Below are 15,193 nucleotides of genomic sequence, written 5' to 3'. Positions count from 1 at the left end.
GGGATCACTGCGATCCCGGTTGCGCAAAATTGTTTTGATTCGGGCGTGCGTTGGCAACGATCGGCAAGGGACTTTCTCGACATCGCCCACAATCTGATCACGAGCGGTGATCATCGTCAGTGGCTGCATTATACTGCGTGGCCGGTTTGACCACTTGAATCACACCCCACTCGATCTCCCCCACGTTTGATTTGATCATGACCCTTCGCCCCGTTGCGTGCTTGCTTTGTTTCTTGTTGGTTTTCTGTTTGGTGGTCCGGGATGGAGACGCTGCCGAGCGTCCGAACATCTTGTACATCATGTCGGACGACCATGCGGCACACGCGATCTCCGCGTACGGCAGCCGCCTGGCCGAGATCGCTCCGACGCCCAACATCGACCGTCTGGCCGAGGAAGGCGCACTGTTCACCAACGCGTTCTGCACCAATTCGATCTGTTCGCCGTCGCGGGCCTGCGTGCTGACCGGTCAATACAACCACGTCAACGGATCGTTCGACCTGAGCGGCAGTGTTGAACCGGGCAAGCAGATGCTGGCCATTGAAATGCGCAAGGCGGGTTACGAAACCGCCATGATCGGCAAGTGGCACCTGAAAGCCGAGCCGGCCGACTTTGACTACTACTGCGTCCTGCCCGGACAGGGGAAATACCACAACCCTGATTTTCGCGTGCGGGGCGACAAGCCGTGGGGCAAGAACCTGATCAGTTTTCAAGACAAACATGTCACCGATGCGATCACCGACCTGTCACTGAAGTGGCTTTCCCAACGCAGCGACGAAGACAAACCGTTTTTCTTGATGCATCACTACAAGGCGCCGCACGATTACTTTGACAATGCGGCGCGTTACGAATCCTATTTGGCCGATGTCGATATTCCCGAACCCGAAACGCTGTGGAATCGTGGCGAGTCGTTCGGATCCCTGGCGACACGCGGCGACAACGACGAGCTGGTTCCCCACATCGGCACGTCGATCGGGTCGCGTAACCCACGTCGATCCTACCTGCTGGATTTGCCCAAGTTGTATCCCAACGAATTCCCCAAGGGCTATGACCCGGCGGATTACTCCGACGAGCAAAACACACGACTGGCGTACAACGCGTACCTGAAGAAATTCCTGCGCTGCGTCAAAGGCATCGATGACAACCTGGGGCGACTGTTCGATCACCTTGAAAAGACGGGCCAGATGGACAACACCGTCATCATTTACACCGGCGATCAAGGCTTCATGCTTGGCGAACACGACTACCAAGACAAACGTTGGATGTACGAGGAATCCCAGCGGATGCCCTTCCTGGTTCGCTACCCCAAAACTGTTCCCGCCGGTCAACGTTTCGACACGATCGTCGAAAACGTCGATTACGGTCCCACGATGCTGGAGTTCGCCGGCGCTGAAATCCCCGCAACCGTCCAAGGTCGCTCGTTCAAATCCATGCTGGAATCCGGCGAAGAGCCCGACGATTGGAAGCAGGCGGCCTACTACCGCTACTGGATGCACATGGCCCATCACGACAACCCCGGCCACATGGGCATTCGTACCAAGACGCACAAATTGATCTATTACTATGGCTGCAATTACGACGGCGGTTACCAGACGCCCGCCGGTTGGGAGCTGTACGACCTGGTCAACGATCCCCATGAAACGCGCAACCTGTACCATGATCCCGAGCACGCGAAATTGGCCGCGAAGCTGAAATCTCAGCTGGCTGAGACCCGTCAGCGTGTCGGTGATGACGGGTCGCATTACCCGGCGTGCGAAGCGATCGTGCAAGAGTTCTGGGACTATGACGACGCGGACCAGGCGAAGGCACGCGAGATTTCACACCAGTATCTCCAGCGGCGACTGGAAGAACTGGCGGCCGGCCAGCGGAACATTCGGACGTACCAAGGCAAGTGAATTGGCGTTGAGAACCCACCGTGGGTAGAATCTTCTGCTCTGATCCGCACCTTGCTCGCACCCCCAATGTCCAACGATGAAGATCCGGTTTTCCCTTTGCCTACTGAGCGTTCTTGTCGGTTGCCTGTTCGCAGCCCGGTTGCCCGCGGAATCACTTGCCGGCTCGCGACCGAATATCATCTTGGTGATGACCGACGACCAGGGGATGGGCGATCTGTCCTGCATGGGGAACCAGCTTTTGCGGACGCCCCATCTGGATCGGTTCCATTCGATCTCGACTCGGTTCACTGATTTCCACGTCAGCCCGACCTGTGCCCCGACCCGATCGGCGATCTTCAGCGGCCGCCATGAATTTCGCAACGGCGTCACGCACACGATCAAAGAACGCGAGCGAATGGCGCTGTCGACGACGACGTTTCCGCAGCTGTTGCGAGAATCGGGGTACGCGACCGGGATTTTCGGCAAGTGGCACCTGGGCGATGAAGATGCCTACCAGCCCTACAACCGCGGCTTCAGCGAGACCTTCATTCATGGAGCCGGCGGGATCGGACAAGCGTATACCGGCAGTTGCGCCGATTTCCCGCCCAATCGAGTCGCCAACGGAAAGTACTTTGACAACGTCATCCTGCACAACGACACCATCGTGCAAACCAAAGGGTTCTGCACCGACGTGTTTTTTCAAGCGGCACTCGGCTTCATCAAACACCAACACGAATCCAATACGCCGTTCTTTGCCTACATCACCACCAACGCGCCGCACGGACCGATGCTCGCACCGCAGAAGTACAAAAAGCGATTCCGCGAATTGGGCTGGGATCAAAATCTGCAAGGCCGCTACGGGATGATCGAGAACATCGACGACAACTTCGGCATCTTGATGGACAAGCTCGACCAGTGGGACCTGTGGGACGACACGCTGGTGATTTTCATGACCGACAATGGCCAAGCCGGACGCACCGCCAAGAAGAACGGCAAGGTCGAACCCGTCTTCACGGCCGGTTTCAAAACCGGGAAGGGTTCACCATATGAAGGAGGAACCCATGTGCCGGCGTTTTGGCGTTGGAAGGGAAAACTGGGTGAAGGCGTCGACATCCCGGCGCTGACCGCGCACATCGATCTATACAAGACGTTTTGCGCGCTCGCCGGCGTCTCGATCCCCGACGGTGTTCAAGCGATCGACGGACGATCGTTGATTCCGCTCTTGGAAAACCCCAAAGCCCCGTGGCCGGATCGCAAGCTGTTCGTCCATCGAGGTCGCTGGGAAAAGGGTGATGACCCCAATAACAGCAAGTTCCAAAACTGTGCCGTCCGGACGCAGCGTTGGCGGTTCGTCAACAACGAGGAACTGTACGACATCTCGGTGGATCCCTATGAAGCGAAGGACGTCGCGGCAGATCACCCCGAAGTCATCGCGGAATTGCGCAAGGCATACGACCAGTGGTGGGCCGAGACGGTGCCGTTGATGGTCAACGAAGATGCCCCCTATGCCGAGCAACAGCCACAAAAAGTGCGTTACGAAAAACAGTTGGCCGAGAAAGGAATCCCCGACTGGACGCCGCCAGCACTGTAGCGAAGGCAAGTGGGATCAAGATCCCGCCTCACGTGACATTCATTCTGATCAGAACGGCCGACTGCAGGGACGCTTGTCTTGAAGACTTGGGCTTAGCCCAGAGAGACATCGAGTATCATCATCACGACAAAGCCGATCATCAGAAACAGCGTCGCGAGATCCTCATTGCCTTCTTGTTGAGTTTCCGGAATCAACTCTTCGACGACGACATAGACCATCGCGCCCGCGGCGAAGCTGAGCGCGAAGGGCAGCACCGGTGCGGCGTAGACAACGACCGCTGCCCCGATCACGGCCGAGATCGGTTCGACCAAGGCCGAGGCTTGACCGAGCAGCCACGATTTGGTGCGACTCATGCCTTCCCCGCGCAGTGGGACCGCCACGGCGAGGCCCTCGGGAATGTTCTGCAAACCGATGCCAAACGCCAACGCCGTCGCGCTACCGATGCTGGCGATGGAAAGGTCACTCCCCGCGCTCCCGAACGCAACGCCCACGGCGAGGCCTTCAGGAATGTTGTGCAGCGTTATCGCAAGGATGAGCAGCACGCTTCTCTGCCAAGCCGTCTTGACGCCTTCGGCCGACGCATCGGGCAAGCCGCGATGCAAGTGTGGAAGCGTTCGATCGAGCCCATACAAGAAGAGGCCGCCGAGTAAAAAGCCGACGGCGGCGGGAAACCAGCTCGGCCATCCCAATTCGCCCGCGACTTCGATCGACGGCGCAAGCAGACTCCAATAGCTGGCGGCCAACATCACACCGCCGGCCAACCCCAGCATGGCATCAAACAGCGATCGATGGACTCGCACCAGACCAAACACCAGCGACGCCCCCACGGCCGTCAGCAGCCAGGTGAAACCACCGGCGAGGAGCGATTGCAGAATCGGGTCGAGATCGTTGAACCAGTCGAGCATGCGTTCGCCACCGCTGAAAAATGTGAGTCATGCGAGAACCGGCGGCAGACTCACCGCCAGACGTCGCAAGACTTCCTGTCTTCAATGCTTTTCGCCAATGGCCGTACGTCGCTGATCGCGTGACCATCGCGTTGGACAACGACAATTGCAAACGGCGCGCCAACGTTTCGCACGTAGGATCGCTCGCTACGGCCGAGGTGCCGACGACAGAGGATGCCGACGACAGGGGACTCGTCGCCTCGTCCACTACCTGGAAATTGAGCTGCGCTAGACTACTAGGAGGGTACATACAGGGGGGAAAAACCGATGGACGCGGCTGCCCGAGCGCGGACGCTTGCTCGTTGAGCGTCCCCGCTGGTCTGCGATCGACAAACCGCCGAACGCAGGTGTTCCAGCCCGTTGCGAGCCCTTCTCCGGCACCGGGACTCGACAGAACGCGGCGGCGCTGCGAAAACCGATGCTTAGCGACCTCGGTGATCGACCTGTTGATGGAAGCCCGCAAGCGTCTGATGCCAGCGCGTTGACCGAGGAGCATCGAATCAAATCAACAGGTCGTTACCCCATTCACACGAAAGGCCCCTCACAAATGTCAAATCAACAAATCAACGACGCCTTAAACGGACAAATCGCCTCGGAATTTGAGTCCTGGTATTCTTACCTGGCGATGAGTGCCTGGTGTTCTCGCGAACAACTTTCCGGTTGTGCGGGCTGGCTTCGTGCACAAGCTCAGGAAGAGTACACACACGCGATGAAGATCTACGAATTCCTGCTCGATCGCGACGTTGAAGTCAAACTGTCACCGCTCGACGCGCCGCGGGAGACGTTCCATTCGATCGTCGAGATTTTCGAGTGTGCGTTGCAGCAGGAACAGGCAAACACCAAACGGATCGACGAGCTGTTCCACATGGCGATGGAACAAAAGGCATTCGCGTCGCTGGTCGAACTTCAATGGTTCGTGACCGAACAAGTGGAAGAAGAAAAAACCGCCCGGACGAACTTGGCGCGGATCAAGATGATCGCCGATGATCCCGCGGCCGTTTTAGATTTCGACAACGCATTGGGCCAACGCAACTTGCCGATGGACACTTCACCCCAGTGATCGCCGAGCGTCGTGACGACGTCGGCGACGAATAAAGCTAGTCCTCCTTGTCACCTTGCGTTTCGGGTAGGCGGTCGTGGACGAGGCGACGAGTCCTTGCCGAGATGCCGACTGCAGAGGACTCGTCGCCTCGTCCACTACCCGAAAATGTAGAGGACTCGTCGCCTCGTCCACTACCCGAAAATGCCGAGGACTCGTCGCCTCGTCCACTACCTGAAAACGCCGAGGACTCGTCGCCTCGTCCACTACCCGAAAACGCCGAGGACTCGTCGCCTCGTCCACTACCTGAAAATTGAGCTGAGACGGAATACTAGTCCATCTCGTATCTCTCCAAGGTCTTGGGGTCGGTTGCTTTGAGCACTTTCTCGGCGTGGTTGAGAGCTTTGTTGTCGACATCGTGCACAATGACCAGCACCGATCCCGATTCCACGCGGGCTGCGTAGTCGGAGCTGACGTCGTGGTCGACACCCCAGCGATCCATCACGCCGAGCAGACTGCCGATGGCGGCGCCGATCGCCATTCCCACCAAAGGTCCCGCCATGATGAACGGCCCGACCAAGGTGCCGGCCGCGATCGGAGCGGCAACCGTCCCTCCGATCAGCATTCCCAACGAGGTGCTCCGCCCGTCGGGTCCATGCTTGCCCGAACCGTGCTCGTGCTCCTCATGAAGCTCACTGAGGTGCACCGCGGCCGGATCGGTGGAACTGGAGACCACCGAGATGTGTTTTAACGTGTAGTGTTCTTGTTCGAGCTCTTCCAGCCCGACTTTCGCAGCAGCGTGCGTTTTGTATTCGGCGATCAAACATTTGGACATGATTGCTCTCCCCGTTTGCGGCAGACGCCCTACATCACCATTTAACCCGATTCACTTCAATTCGCCAAAATTCAATTGCCAGGACACGCCGAACGAGTCCGTCACCCATCCAAACCGGGTACTGAAACCGTAGTCATCCAACGGCATCAAAACGTTTCCGCCGTCAGCAAGTTTCTTAAAAATTGATTCAACCTGTTGCTTGCTTTCACAGTCCACGAAAAGAGAAACCGACGGCGTGAATTCGAATTGGTGATCGACGGGGCTGTCGATACAAAGCAGCCTGGTCCCGGCGACGCGAAACGCCGCATGTTTGATCGAACCCGCCTTGCCGTTTTCGCCTTCGACATATTTTAAGACCTTTTCGATGCCACTGTCGGGAAAGACCGAAACGTAGAACTTCATCGCCCGTTCCGCTTCGCCTTCGAACATCAGTAGCGGCGCTGCGCTCGGTTTCACGATCGGGGCATCGGGCTGCTTGCGAATCATCTCGCCCGACATGAACGTCTTCCAGTTTCCATCGTCGGTGAGGATTTGGGACGTGGTTGCGATCCGATCCGCATGACGGAACTCGTAGATTTCTCGGAAACGAGCCGTCGCTCCCTTGACGGACATGCTGGGCCCTTCAGCGACGAAGACCAGCTGTTTCTGCGTTTCATCTAGCGTTCCTTCGTAGTCCCACTTGAAGTCGAGTGCATTGTCGACCCAAGTCGCGGTGAACACGTTTCTCTTTTGGTCAACACCGAGCGTCTGCTGGGCGTGACAATGAAATCCGCCCATGTTCGTCCGAAACTCGTTGACGACCCAACGGTCGCCGATCCGACGCGACGTCATCGATCCCTTGTAGGTCACCGACTGATCGGGTGAACGAGAAATCGTTGTCCAATCACCGTCGAACTTTTGGATCCAATCGGTCGATACTGAGTCTGCGGGCTCGGGCGCGGTCTGCGCCACAGCCAAGCTTGTCAGCAACAACGAGAAGCCTACGATGCGAGGGACTACTGTCATCAATCCGCTCCTGGCGTTTAGATCATCGCGAAACAACCTCGTTTCGCTGTATCCATCGTCCCCCATTCCGGACCAGAATGCTAGGCTCTGTCCCGAAACGTTGTAGCCACCGTCGCCAGACGGTGGTTTGACGCGTTCCAGCGACCGTGGATCTATGCATGCCGAGGAGCCGTCAGGCACAGCCTGACCTACACCGAAACACGACGCGAGTGTGTCACGATGAACTAAAGTCGTGCTCCCGTCCCCAATCCTTCACTGCGGAATGACGTCCGTCAGTCCGGTCAGGTAGGGCGTACGTTGCTCGACGCGGTCCCGTTCCAGGAATTCTTCGGCCTGCCACACCGTCTCGCCCCGATGCAATAACCGCAATTGCCGCCACGTGAAACGGACCGCTTGATACGTCCAGACACTCTTGTCGCCTTCCCTTTGAATTTCAAAACGGAGCAGCAGCTCTGGGTCCGTCCCGTTGTCCCAAACAAACGCGAACAGGGCGCCGTCAAACTCCGCCGTCGAATCCTCGTAGCGGAACAGCGGCTGCGGGAGCAATCGCAGATGGTTCGTCTGGCCGTTATGAATCATCTCGGCCTTGAATTGACGAGCCATGCCGCGCATCTGAACCAATCGTCGTCCGGCATCGGCCGAAACCGCTGGACCGGACGGCACCGTTTTCAACTCAAGTGTATCGACCTCCGGCATCCACCGTTTTCGCGGCGCCCGGCCGACGGCCATTGGAACGATCGGTGTCGGCCGTAACAGGTGTAGTTCAACGAACTCGTAATCTTGCTGATTGATGGGAATCGACCCGATTGTTCCGATCAAGGCCAGTTGCTTGGAGGGCGTTTTCCAAACGAAGACACTGCCAAAAACATTGCCTTCGGAACTGAACCGGAACAGTGGGTTGCTTTGCCACTGATAGACTTGGCCGTCCTGCGACTGGATTTCCAATTCTTTTGCGGTCTGATCAAATCGATCAAACAATCGCTGGCTGCGTTCGTTCGTTTCCTGACCGGGCACCGCAGCGTCTTGGGCGGGTGCGACTGCAACGGACACGACACCGATGACAAAGAACGTTCCCAACAGACGAAACATCAACACAACTCCCTTGAACGACGGTGGGCGGAAGACGAGCATGCGGTTTGTCGATCAACGTGCGAAAACCAAGCCTCAGCATAACCCAAAACAGACACATCGTCTACAACGGGTGCCGAAGCCGCCCGCGGACGGGCATCGCTCGACTTCTCCGCGATCGTCTGCTTCTCCCGGATCACTCGGCGGCTCACCGATCAGGGTCGGACCGATACCGTTGATTGACGACCTGGAACGCAAATCCGTTTTCCGTCGCGTCGCTCTGGAACGTGGTTTTGGCGATGTCGCCCGGGAACGACTTGCCATTGTTTTCGCAAAATCCCTTCTCCATCGACGCCAATATTTCTTCGAGGTCGCGTGGTAGGAATCGGACGACGTTCCGCCCCGCGGTGGGAATGTTGGCCGCCGCCAGAAGTTGGCGATCGAACTGGGCAAATGGGTTGGTGCGTTTCCAAGAAAAATACAATCGCTGCTCGGTGCCGGGTTGGCGATTGACGTGACGGACGGGTTGCGTCGCCAAATGGGAGGCGGATTCGATCGCGTTGTCGCCGCCTCCGAACGCCGCCGGCGGTTCGAAGTCTTGGGCAAAACCGATCGGACTGGCGCTGGTCAGCGTCCGCTCAATCTGCATCCCGGGTTGCGTGGCTGGACCGCTTGCCAACCACCACAGCAGGAACAACATCGACACCATCGCGCTGAGAAAGATCATCAAGGCGGACAAGAACGAACTGACCGCATCGAATCGACTCAGTCGCAAAGACGGCATCGGGTCGGTGGCGGATGGCGGGTCCGCGCCTTGATGGAGCTGATGGATTCGCCGCAGGAGCGTTTTCACTGGAGAGTTCATTGTGCCCGTGTTCCTCGTCGCGTCACCGATTGCCCTTACAACCATCAAGGCGACGGCAGGCCTGCGATGCGAACAACAAGGTTTTAGCGGCAGGGCGCGAGCCCTCCGGTCTTTTACGCTAATACCGGACGGCTCGCGCCGTTCCGCTAACACCTTCCGGCGTGCTACCGTTAGCGGCAGGGAGCGCGACTACCTGCCTCGACTCGCTACTTCGGCGACGATCCAGTCGTACAGACTGCTGAGATAGTCTTCACGGATGATGTCGTGATGCAGGTCGTGCCTTCCTTGTGCCCAAATCTTTGTGATCGCGCGGCCTCCGGATCGCTGGGCGAATTCGACGGAGGCTTGATGGCAGGTGATCTGGTCGGCGTCGCCGTGGGTGATCAGGGTGGGCGTGGTGAGTTGGTCGGCGTGATCGAGCGCCCAACGGCCGGAGTCGATCAAGTCCCGGCCGAGACGGAGACTGATCCGTTGCTGCACGAGCGGATCGTCGAGAAAGGCTCGTTGCACGGCGGGGTCACGACTGAGCTGGGTCGGATCGACGGGCGTGTTCAACACGTGGTCCGGGCGAACTTTCGCGAACAAACGCAATAGAGACAGGTAGATCGGTCCCGGCTGCTTCATCGAACGCAACATCGGCGATCCCGCAATCATCCACTCCACCTTGGAATACTGCCGAAGCTGATGGTTGAGCACAAAGTTGCCTCCCATGCTCTGCCCCAACAGACCGATCGATGCGTCGGGATGCCGCTGCCTGAGACGATTCAAAAAGATCTCGACGTCGTCCAACAGTGCGTCGTAGCTGGGGATCCGCATCCGCGGTCCCGGGCTCTTGCCGTGTCCAACCTGGTCAAAAGCAAACACGCGGATCCCTCGACCGGCAAACCAACGTCCCAAAGCATCGAATCGTCCCGAATGGTCCCCCAAACCATGCACGACTCCCAACACGATCTCTCGCGGATGAGAGGATGGCTGCACATCGGGATCGAACCAGGATCGGACGTACCGATCGTGATGACCGAACTCCCACGTTTCCTCGCTGCTGATCAGGTCACGTGTGTGCATGTCAGACGGCCCTTGGTGATTTCGTCGCGGGGAGGTACAGGCGTGATCGGGACGAGGTGCGGGATCATGAAGAACGATGAGGCGGAATGAAAGGATGACAAAACGGTATGAGGCTGGGGATCCGTATGGAGGTAGGAAGATTTCGGAGGTAAGAAAATTGAGAAAACGATGAGTCGTGGCACGACACAAAATCTTCCTACCTCCAAAATCTTCCTACCTCCTCCGCTACTTCATCGCCGTCACGTCGCTGGGCCGCTTGGGGATTTCATTGAGCGTGTAGTACGCCTTGGTGTGGACCAGCTTTCCGCCTTCGGCTGATCGGATCGGGGACAGGTCAAAATCATGGACGTGCCCCTGGACCAATCCATCGATCTTGAGCTGAACGGCCAGACCGTCGTCGGACACGGTCGCCTCGGTCACCGTGGGTGTCGTCTGGTCGACTTCGGGGCTGCCGTAACCTTGTCGATAGAGGTGGGTGTAGGTCGCCAGCTGGTAGGATTCCGGTTGCGACGCGATCTTGGGGTCGACAGGTTTGGTGAACGTCACACGAAACCCATCCGGCAACGCATTGAGTTGCTTGATTTCGAAGGGGACGATCCCGGTCCAGTCGATTCGTTGGATGGCAAATTCTCGCGGGCCGCGCACGGGCCAACCGCGGTTGGTGCCGCCGACGATCAAGTCGCCTTGCGGAGTGAACTGACACGCCAACAATCCGGTCGCCAGTCCTTCGCGGAACGGGTAGCAGGCGCCTTGCCAGACCCCATTGATCTTCTCGGTCGTTGCTCGCATCACGACACTCAGGCTGAAATCGCCGACAAAGATCTGATTTTCGAAAGGCCCAAATTTGCCGCCGGTGCGATCGACCATGAAGCCTGAGATCGATCGCCCCATCTTGATGTACGGAAACACGACCGCGTACGGCACCAACTCTTTGACTCTGGCTCGTTCGATCATCAACCGCGACGGCGTGTTCGGTTCCACCTTGGGCTTTTCCAGATTTTCCGCCAAGTCGTACCAGCGAAAACTCGCCGGATGCCCCATGAACCCTCCCGGCTCCAAGACCTTCAAGCTGCACGATCCGTTCCACGGTCCTTGGCTTTCGGCGTAGAACATCACGCCGTGTTCGTTGGGACCGATCCCGCAGGGGCTGCGAATGCCGCTGCAAATCGGAATCGTTTTTCCATCCGGAGTGACCTTCACACACCAGCCGCGAAACGGTTCATCGGACTGATAGGATTTGGAAAGACACAGTGCGACCCAGATGTTTCCTTCGGGATCCAGTTTCGAGCCGAAGGCGAATTCGTGATAGTTGCGGAATCCCCAGGCGTCGCTAAGGGTTCGAAAACGGTCCGCCAGTCCGTCACCATTTTCGTCGGTGATCTTCGTGACTTCGGTTTGTTGGGTGATGTAGAACGCGTCGTCCTTGAACGACATCCCGAGGACTTCATCGAGCCCGCTGGCAAAGCGTTTGTAGGTTGGTTGCGGGTAATCGTCGAACGCGCCCTCGACCAAAAAGATGTCACCGCGGCGGGTCCCGATGGCCAACCGATCGTCGGGCAGGACTTCAAAGCTGCCCGCTTCGATCGCCGTGCCTTCGGGCATCGGGATCTCGACGATCTTGTAGTACTTGGATTCCTCTTCGGCCGTGTCCCAGTATTCACCCAATGTTTGGGCGCGCGTCGATGGGGCCGCGGAAAGGATGAGGGCGAAGATGACGATGAGGGATGTTGTAAGACGCATTGAGCTTCGGTGATTGATCATTGCTTCGTAGTCGCGTGACTCATTCCGGGGGATGACAGGCTGGCAGCCTGTCCCACTGGGTTACCATCGGTACTGGATCTCCAACGTGGTGTCGCCGGCAGGCAAACTGAGCGGAACGACCAAATGCATTCCCGTTTCCGATTGCTCCACTTCGGCTTGATGTTGGGCGTCGACTCGGACGCGCAGCGATTCACCGATGAGAAACGTTTGCTGATCGATGGCTTTCACTGTCTCGCCCGATGCGACTCGAAAGACAAGGTTGTTACGCTTGTCCTTCGACGTGAATGTCACCGTCCGTTTCAACACCGCTTGGTCGGCGTCGGTGTCTTTCGAATCGATCGCGTAATCTTCGATTTCGATTTCGCCGAATCGATAGGTCCATGTCGGTCGGCCGATGTCGTCCAGGTCATAGCCGGTGAATTGGTGACGCGGCGGACGACCTTCGTCAACGATCCAGGGTGATTGGGCATCGTCCAAGTCCGGCCCGGGCGGGAAACGAATCAAGTCGCTTCCCAGAGGTCGTACGGTTCCGTGGCCCTGGCTGCGCCAGACGCCGCCCGGATCAGCGAAGTCGCCTTTCCAAATCATTGCCAACCGCATCTGTTCGGCGTCAAAGGCCAGATTCAATCCGCCCGGATAGCCGACTCCGATGCCTCGTTTGCCGATGCCTGGATAGCTTCGACGCAGCATCACGGCACGGCCTTGATCGGCCAACAACCGGATCGGTTCCAACTGCAATCCGCGCGGCGTCCTGGCCTGCCGCCCTTCGAGCAGGTATTCCCAGACCGCTCCGACTTGAAGGTTCGGGTCTCCGCCCAGGATCTCTTTGCGGATCGCTTTTCCGCCGGGCCAAAAAGAGGGCATCACCGTTCCCGGGCTGACCAATTGCGGCGAGACCATGTATTGATAGAACCATTCCCGATGAAGTCGCTCGGCCATTTCGGTCAGGTCGACCGCCGGCATGGTTTGCGCCGGTTTGTGTTGGAAGGTGTGGCACGCGATGCAGTTCAGTCCGCCGTTGCCGACCAGTTCCAAGCCCGTTTGGCGAGCCTCCTTGGGATCCTGCGTCTCGGTGATTTCGACCAACGGCTTGGGGTCAACCGTTGCAAACCGATCGACCAGGTGGGCCACGTTGGCCGCGCCGTACTGCGGCATCCTGGTGTTCATGTAGGGGCGGATGGAACGACCGTTGACCAACACGTCGCGCAGCCATTTGGAACGTAGCTTCCCTCCGACGCCGCTCAACGTCGGCGGGATCCGTCCTTGGGGACCGAGGTTTTCATTGGTCGTGTGGAAGTACGGATCGCGTTGGTCCGACACCCCGCCCCAGCCATCGCGCGAGTGGCAACGGTCACAGCGAAACGTTGCCATCGTCAAAACGACGTGTTCTCGATCATCAAGCGTGGCGGCGGACGATTGAAGGGCGACTCGAATCGCGTCGCGCTGGGCGTCGTCCAATCGGTAATTCGCCCACGCCCCCGACTTCGCCGACAGACAGCCTTGCGCCGTGTTCAATTCAGCCAGGGACGGATAACGATCGGCACGCCCTCGGGCTTGCACCTGTTGCGTTTGACCGCCCTCGGCGACATGGCACTGGACGCATCCGAGTTCGGTGAACGACTTGCGGCCGGACCGAATCCTCTCGGGATCGGTTTGCATCGGCCGGCGATCGGCATCGTCTCCCGCACCGCTGACCAGATAGTTTGCCAGATCGACCGCTTCCCAGTGCGTCAGTTTCATGTCGGGCATGCGTCCAGACGGGCGCACCGAATGCGGATTTTCCAGGAAGGCCGAAAGTCCGTCGACGCTGTACTTCTGGCTCAGATCGCCGAGGGCAACCGAACTGTCGGCCATCAACTCGTCGCCGTCTTTGCCGCGCGGTGAATGACAGGCGACGCATCCGACCGAGTGGAACAGTTCTCGACCGCGCGCCGCCGACTGGTCGTCGATCGATCCCCGTTTAAAAGGATCCTTCGACAGTGACATCAAATAGTGGGTGATCGCCGTCGACACCGCATCGCGATCCTCATCGGAAAGATGTTGCATCAGATCCGGCATGCTGGTCCCCGGCTTCACGCCGTGGGGATCCGCGATGAATCGTCGGATGTAATGCGGATCGATTCGCGATGCCGCCGCGGTCAGAACCGGAGCCTGTTTGGGCGGCGTGGAAGCGTGCATCGTCGGTGCCGCGGCGTTGTCGCCATGACAGCGGACGCAACCGAACTGGTCCATCAAAACCAATCCGTGGATTCGAGGATCCAGCGAGGTGGACCGTGAAGCGTGCATCGACGCGGCGACGTTTGGTGCTTGCGCGGTTTGGGCGATGTCCATCAGGTATTTGACCAAATCCAAAAACTGTTGCCGGTCTTTGAGTTGATCAGCCAGTTTGGTCGGCATCGCAGAAACCGTTTGCGGTTCCAACAGATCGATGTCGTCGAATGCGAGCTCGATCACGCGATTGGTATCCGACAGTTCCCTCAGAACAATCGTGTCATTGTCCTGCCGGATCGGACGCCCGGTAACCACGCGACCTTCCAGGGTCAGGATCTTTACCGATTCGAATCCCTTGGCGATCGATTTGGACGGTTGCAGAATGGCTTCGACGATCGTTTCGTCATTCCGGTCCGCGGAGACTTGGGTGAGATCCGGTCCGAGCAGATCAACAGCGCCCTGGGCATGGCACTTGGTGCACGAGAGTGACTGGGTCGAAAACAAAATGGCTCCCCGGACCGCATCTCCCCGCTCGCGAGCCTGGGCGGCCAATGTTCGGCTGCCCTCGGCGAGTAGTTGATCAGTCAACGAGGGCTGTGGGGCGGACTGCGCCAGTCCCCGCGCGGCATGGCAACCGAGTACAAACAGCAGTGCGGCGAGCAGGATTCGATTCACGCCAAGGGTTCTCGTCTGATGATCAAGGTTCTTGTTCGATGTCGACAGTGTAACTGCAGTGTAGAGCAAGCATCTCGCTTGCCGAAGCAGAGCAGAGCGACTCTGCCACAAGAAACCGGCGTGACACGGCGTCGCGGTGCGCCATACGCAGTCCTGAGTCGTGTTTGCGCACGTTGTCTGTTTGGGTCGGTCGAGGAACCGGCGGTTGGGTGTCGAGTTGGGGGGCACAACACGCTGTGGGGCGTGAACGGTTTCGCGAATCG

The 15,193-nt window shown here is 58.3% G+C and carries 11 protein-coding genes; 3 read left to right on the top strand and 8 right to left on the bottom strand.

Going from position 1 to position 15,193, the window contains the following annotated elements; translation table 11 throughout:
- Positions 1-197: 197 nt before the first annotated feature.
- Positions 198-1,892 carry a sulfatase family protein gene (locus TBK1r_RS29150; RefSeq protein ID WP_145218550.1) on the top strand — a complete coding sequence of 565 codons (1,695 nt, stop codon included), beginning with the start codon at positions 198-200 and terminating at the stop codon, positions 1,890-1,892.
- Positions 1,893-1,968: 76 nt separating this feature from the next.
- On the top strand, positions 1,969-3,462 hold the full coding sequence (locus tag TBK1r_RS29145; protein WP_145218548.1) for an arylsulfatase: 1,494 nt from the start codon (positions 1,969-1,971) through the stop codon (positions 3,460-3,462).
- 92 nt (positions 3,463-3,554) lie between these two features.
- Here TBK1r_RS29145 and TBK1r_RS29140 read toward each other — a convergent pair whose 3' ends face one another.
- Positions 3,555-4,367 (bottom strand): ZIP family metal transporter, encoded by an 813-nt coding sequence (locus TBK1r_RS29140; RefSeq protein WP_145218546.1) that lies wholly within the window; start codon positions 4,365-4,367, stop codon positions 3,555-3,557.
- A 586-nt stretch (positions 4,368-4,953) separates the two neighbouring features.
- Here TBK1r_RS29140 and TBK1r_RS29135 point away from each other — a divergent pair.
- Positions 4,954-5,466, top strand: a complete 513-nt coding sequence (locus TBK1r_RS29135) for a ferritin (protein WP_372895356.1) — start codon at positions 4,954-4,956, stop codon at positions 5,464-5,466.
- A 310-nt stretch (positions 5,467-5,776) separates the two neighbouring features.
- On the opposite strand, the gene TBK1r_RS29130 is transcribed toward TBK1r_RS29135, so the two are convergent.
- The 7 genes from TBK1r_RS29130 to TBK1r_RS29100 all read right to left on the bottom strand — a co-directional run bounded on the left by TBK1r_RS29130 (position 5,777) and on the right by TBK1r_RS29100 (position 14,930).
- Positions 5,777-6,280, bottom strand: coding sequence for a DUF1269 domain-containing protein (locus tag TBK1r_RS29130; protein WP_145218542.1), 504 nt, complete (start codon positions 6,278-6,280; stop codon positions 5,777-5,779).
- 51 nt (positions 6,281-6,331) lie between these two features.
- The gene (locus TBK1r_RS29125; protein WP_419580497.1) at positions 6,332-7,285 is read right to left on the bottom strand and encodes a VOC family protein; all 954 of its coding nucleotides are present in this window, start codon (positions 7,283-7,285) and stop codon (positions 6,332-6,334) included.
- Positions 7,286-7,537: 252 nt separating this feature from the next.
- Positions 7,538-8,374, bottom strand: a complete 837-nt coding sequence (locus TBK1r_RS29120) for a hypothetical protein (RefSeq protein ID WP_145218537.1) — start codon at positions 8,372-8,374, stop codon at positions 7,538-7,540.
- A gap of 187 nt (positions 8,375-8,561) precedes the next feature.
- Positions 8,562-9,218 carry a hypothetical protein gene (locus tag TBK1r_RS29115; RefSeq protein WP_419580496.1) on the bottom strand — a complete coding sequence of 219 codons (657 nt, stop codon included), beginning with the start codon at positions 9,216-9,218 and terminating at the stop codon, positions 8,562-8,564.
- A gap of 189 nt (positions 9,219-9,407) precedes the next feature.
- Entirely contained in the window at positions 9,408-10,283 is an 876-nt protein-coding gene (locus TBK1r_RS29110; protein WP_145218534.1) for an alpha/beta hydrolase, read from the bottom strand.
- Positions 10,284-10,508: 225 nt separating this feature from the next.
- Positions 10,509-12,023, bottom strand: coding sequence for a DUF7133 domain-containing protein (locus TBK1r_RS29105; protein ID WP_145218532.1), 1,515 nt, complete (start codon positions 12,021-12,023; stop codon positions 10,509-10,511).
- 81 nt (positions 12,024-12,104) lie between these two features.
- Positions 12,105-14,930, bottom strand: a complete 2,826-nt coding sequence (locus tag TBK1r_RS29100) for a c-type cytochrome (protein ID WP_419580495.1) — start codon at positions 14,928-14,930, stop codon at positions 12,105-12,107.
- Between the last annotated feature and the right edge of the window lie 263 nt (positions 14,931-15,193).

The organism is Stieleria magnilauensis (assembly GCA_007753675.1).
GTDB lineage: Bacteria > Planctomycetota > Planctomycetia > Pirellulales > Pirellulaceae > Stieleria > Stieleria magnilauensis.
Note: the sequence above shows the minus strand (reverse complement) of the source record. Positions and strands in the feature narration are given on the sequence as shown.

Coding starts and splice junctions, on each gene's coding strand:
- TBK1r_RS29150 (WP_145218550.1), top strand. CDS start 198: ATGACCCTTCGCCCCGTTGCGTGCTTGCTTTGTTTCTTGTTGGTTTTC.
- TBK1r_RS29145 (WP_145218548.1), top strand. CDS start 1,969: ATGAAGATCCGGTTTTCCCTTTGCCTACTGAGCGTTCTTGTCGGTTGC.
- TBK1r_RS29140 (WP_145218546.1), bottom strand. CDS start 4,367: ATGCTCGACTGGTTCAACGATCTCGACCCGATTCTGCAATCGCTCCTC.
- TBK1r_RS29135 (WP_372895356.1), top strand. CDS start 4,954: ATGTCAAATCAACAAATCAACGACGCCTTAAACGGACAAATCGCCTCG.
- TBK1r_RS29130 (WP_145218542.1), bottom strand. CDS start 6,280: ATGTCCAAATGTTTGATCGCCGAATACAAAACGCACGCTGCTGCGAAA.
- TBK1r_RS29125 (WP_419580497.1), bottom strand. CDS start 7,285: ATGACAGTAGTCCCTCGCATCGTAGGCTTCTCGTTGTTGCTGACAAGC.
- TBK1r_RS29120 (WP_145218537.1), bottom strand. CDS start 8,374: ATGTTTCGTCTGTTGGGAACGTTCTTTGTCATCGGTGTCGTGTCCGTT.
- TBK1r_RS29115 (WP_419580496.1), bottom strand. CDS start 9,218: ATGAACTCTCCAGTGAAAACGCTCCTGCGGCGAATCCATCAGCTCCAT.
- TBK1r_RS29110 (WP_145218534.1), bottom strand. CDS start 10,283: ATGCACACACGTGACCTGATCAGCAGCGAGGAAACGTGGGAGTTCGGT.
- TBK1r_RS29105 (WP_145218532.1), bottom strand. CDS start 12,023: ATGCGTCTTACAACATCCCTCATCGTCATCTTCGCCCTCATCCTTTCC.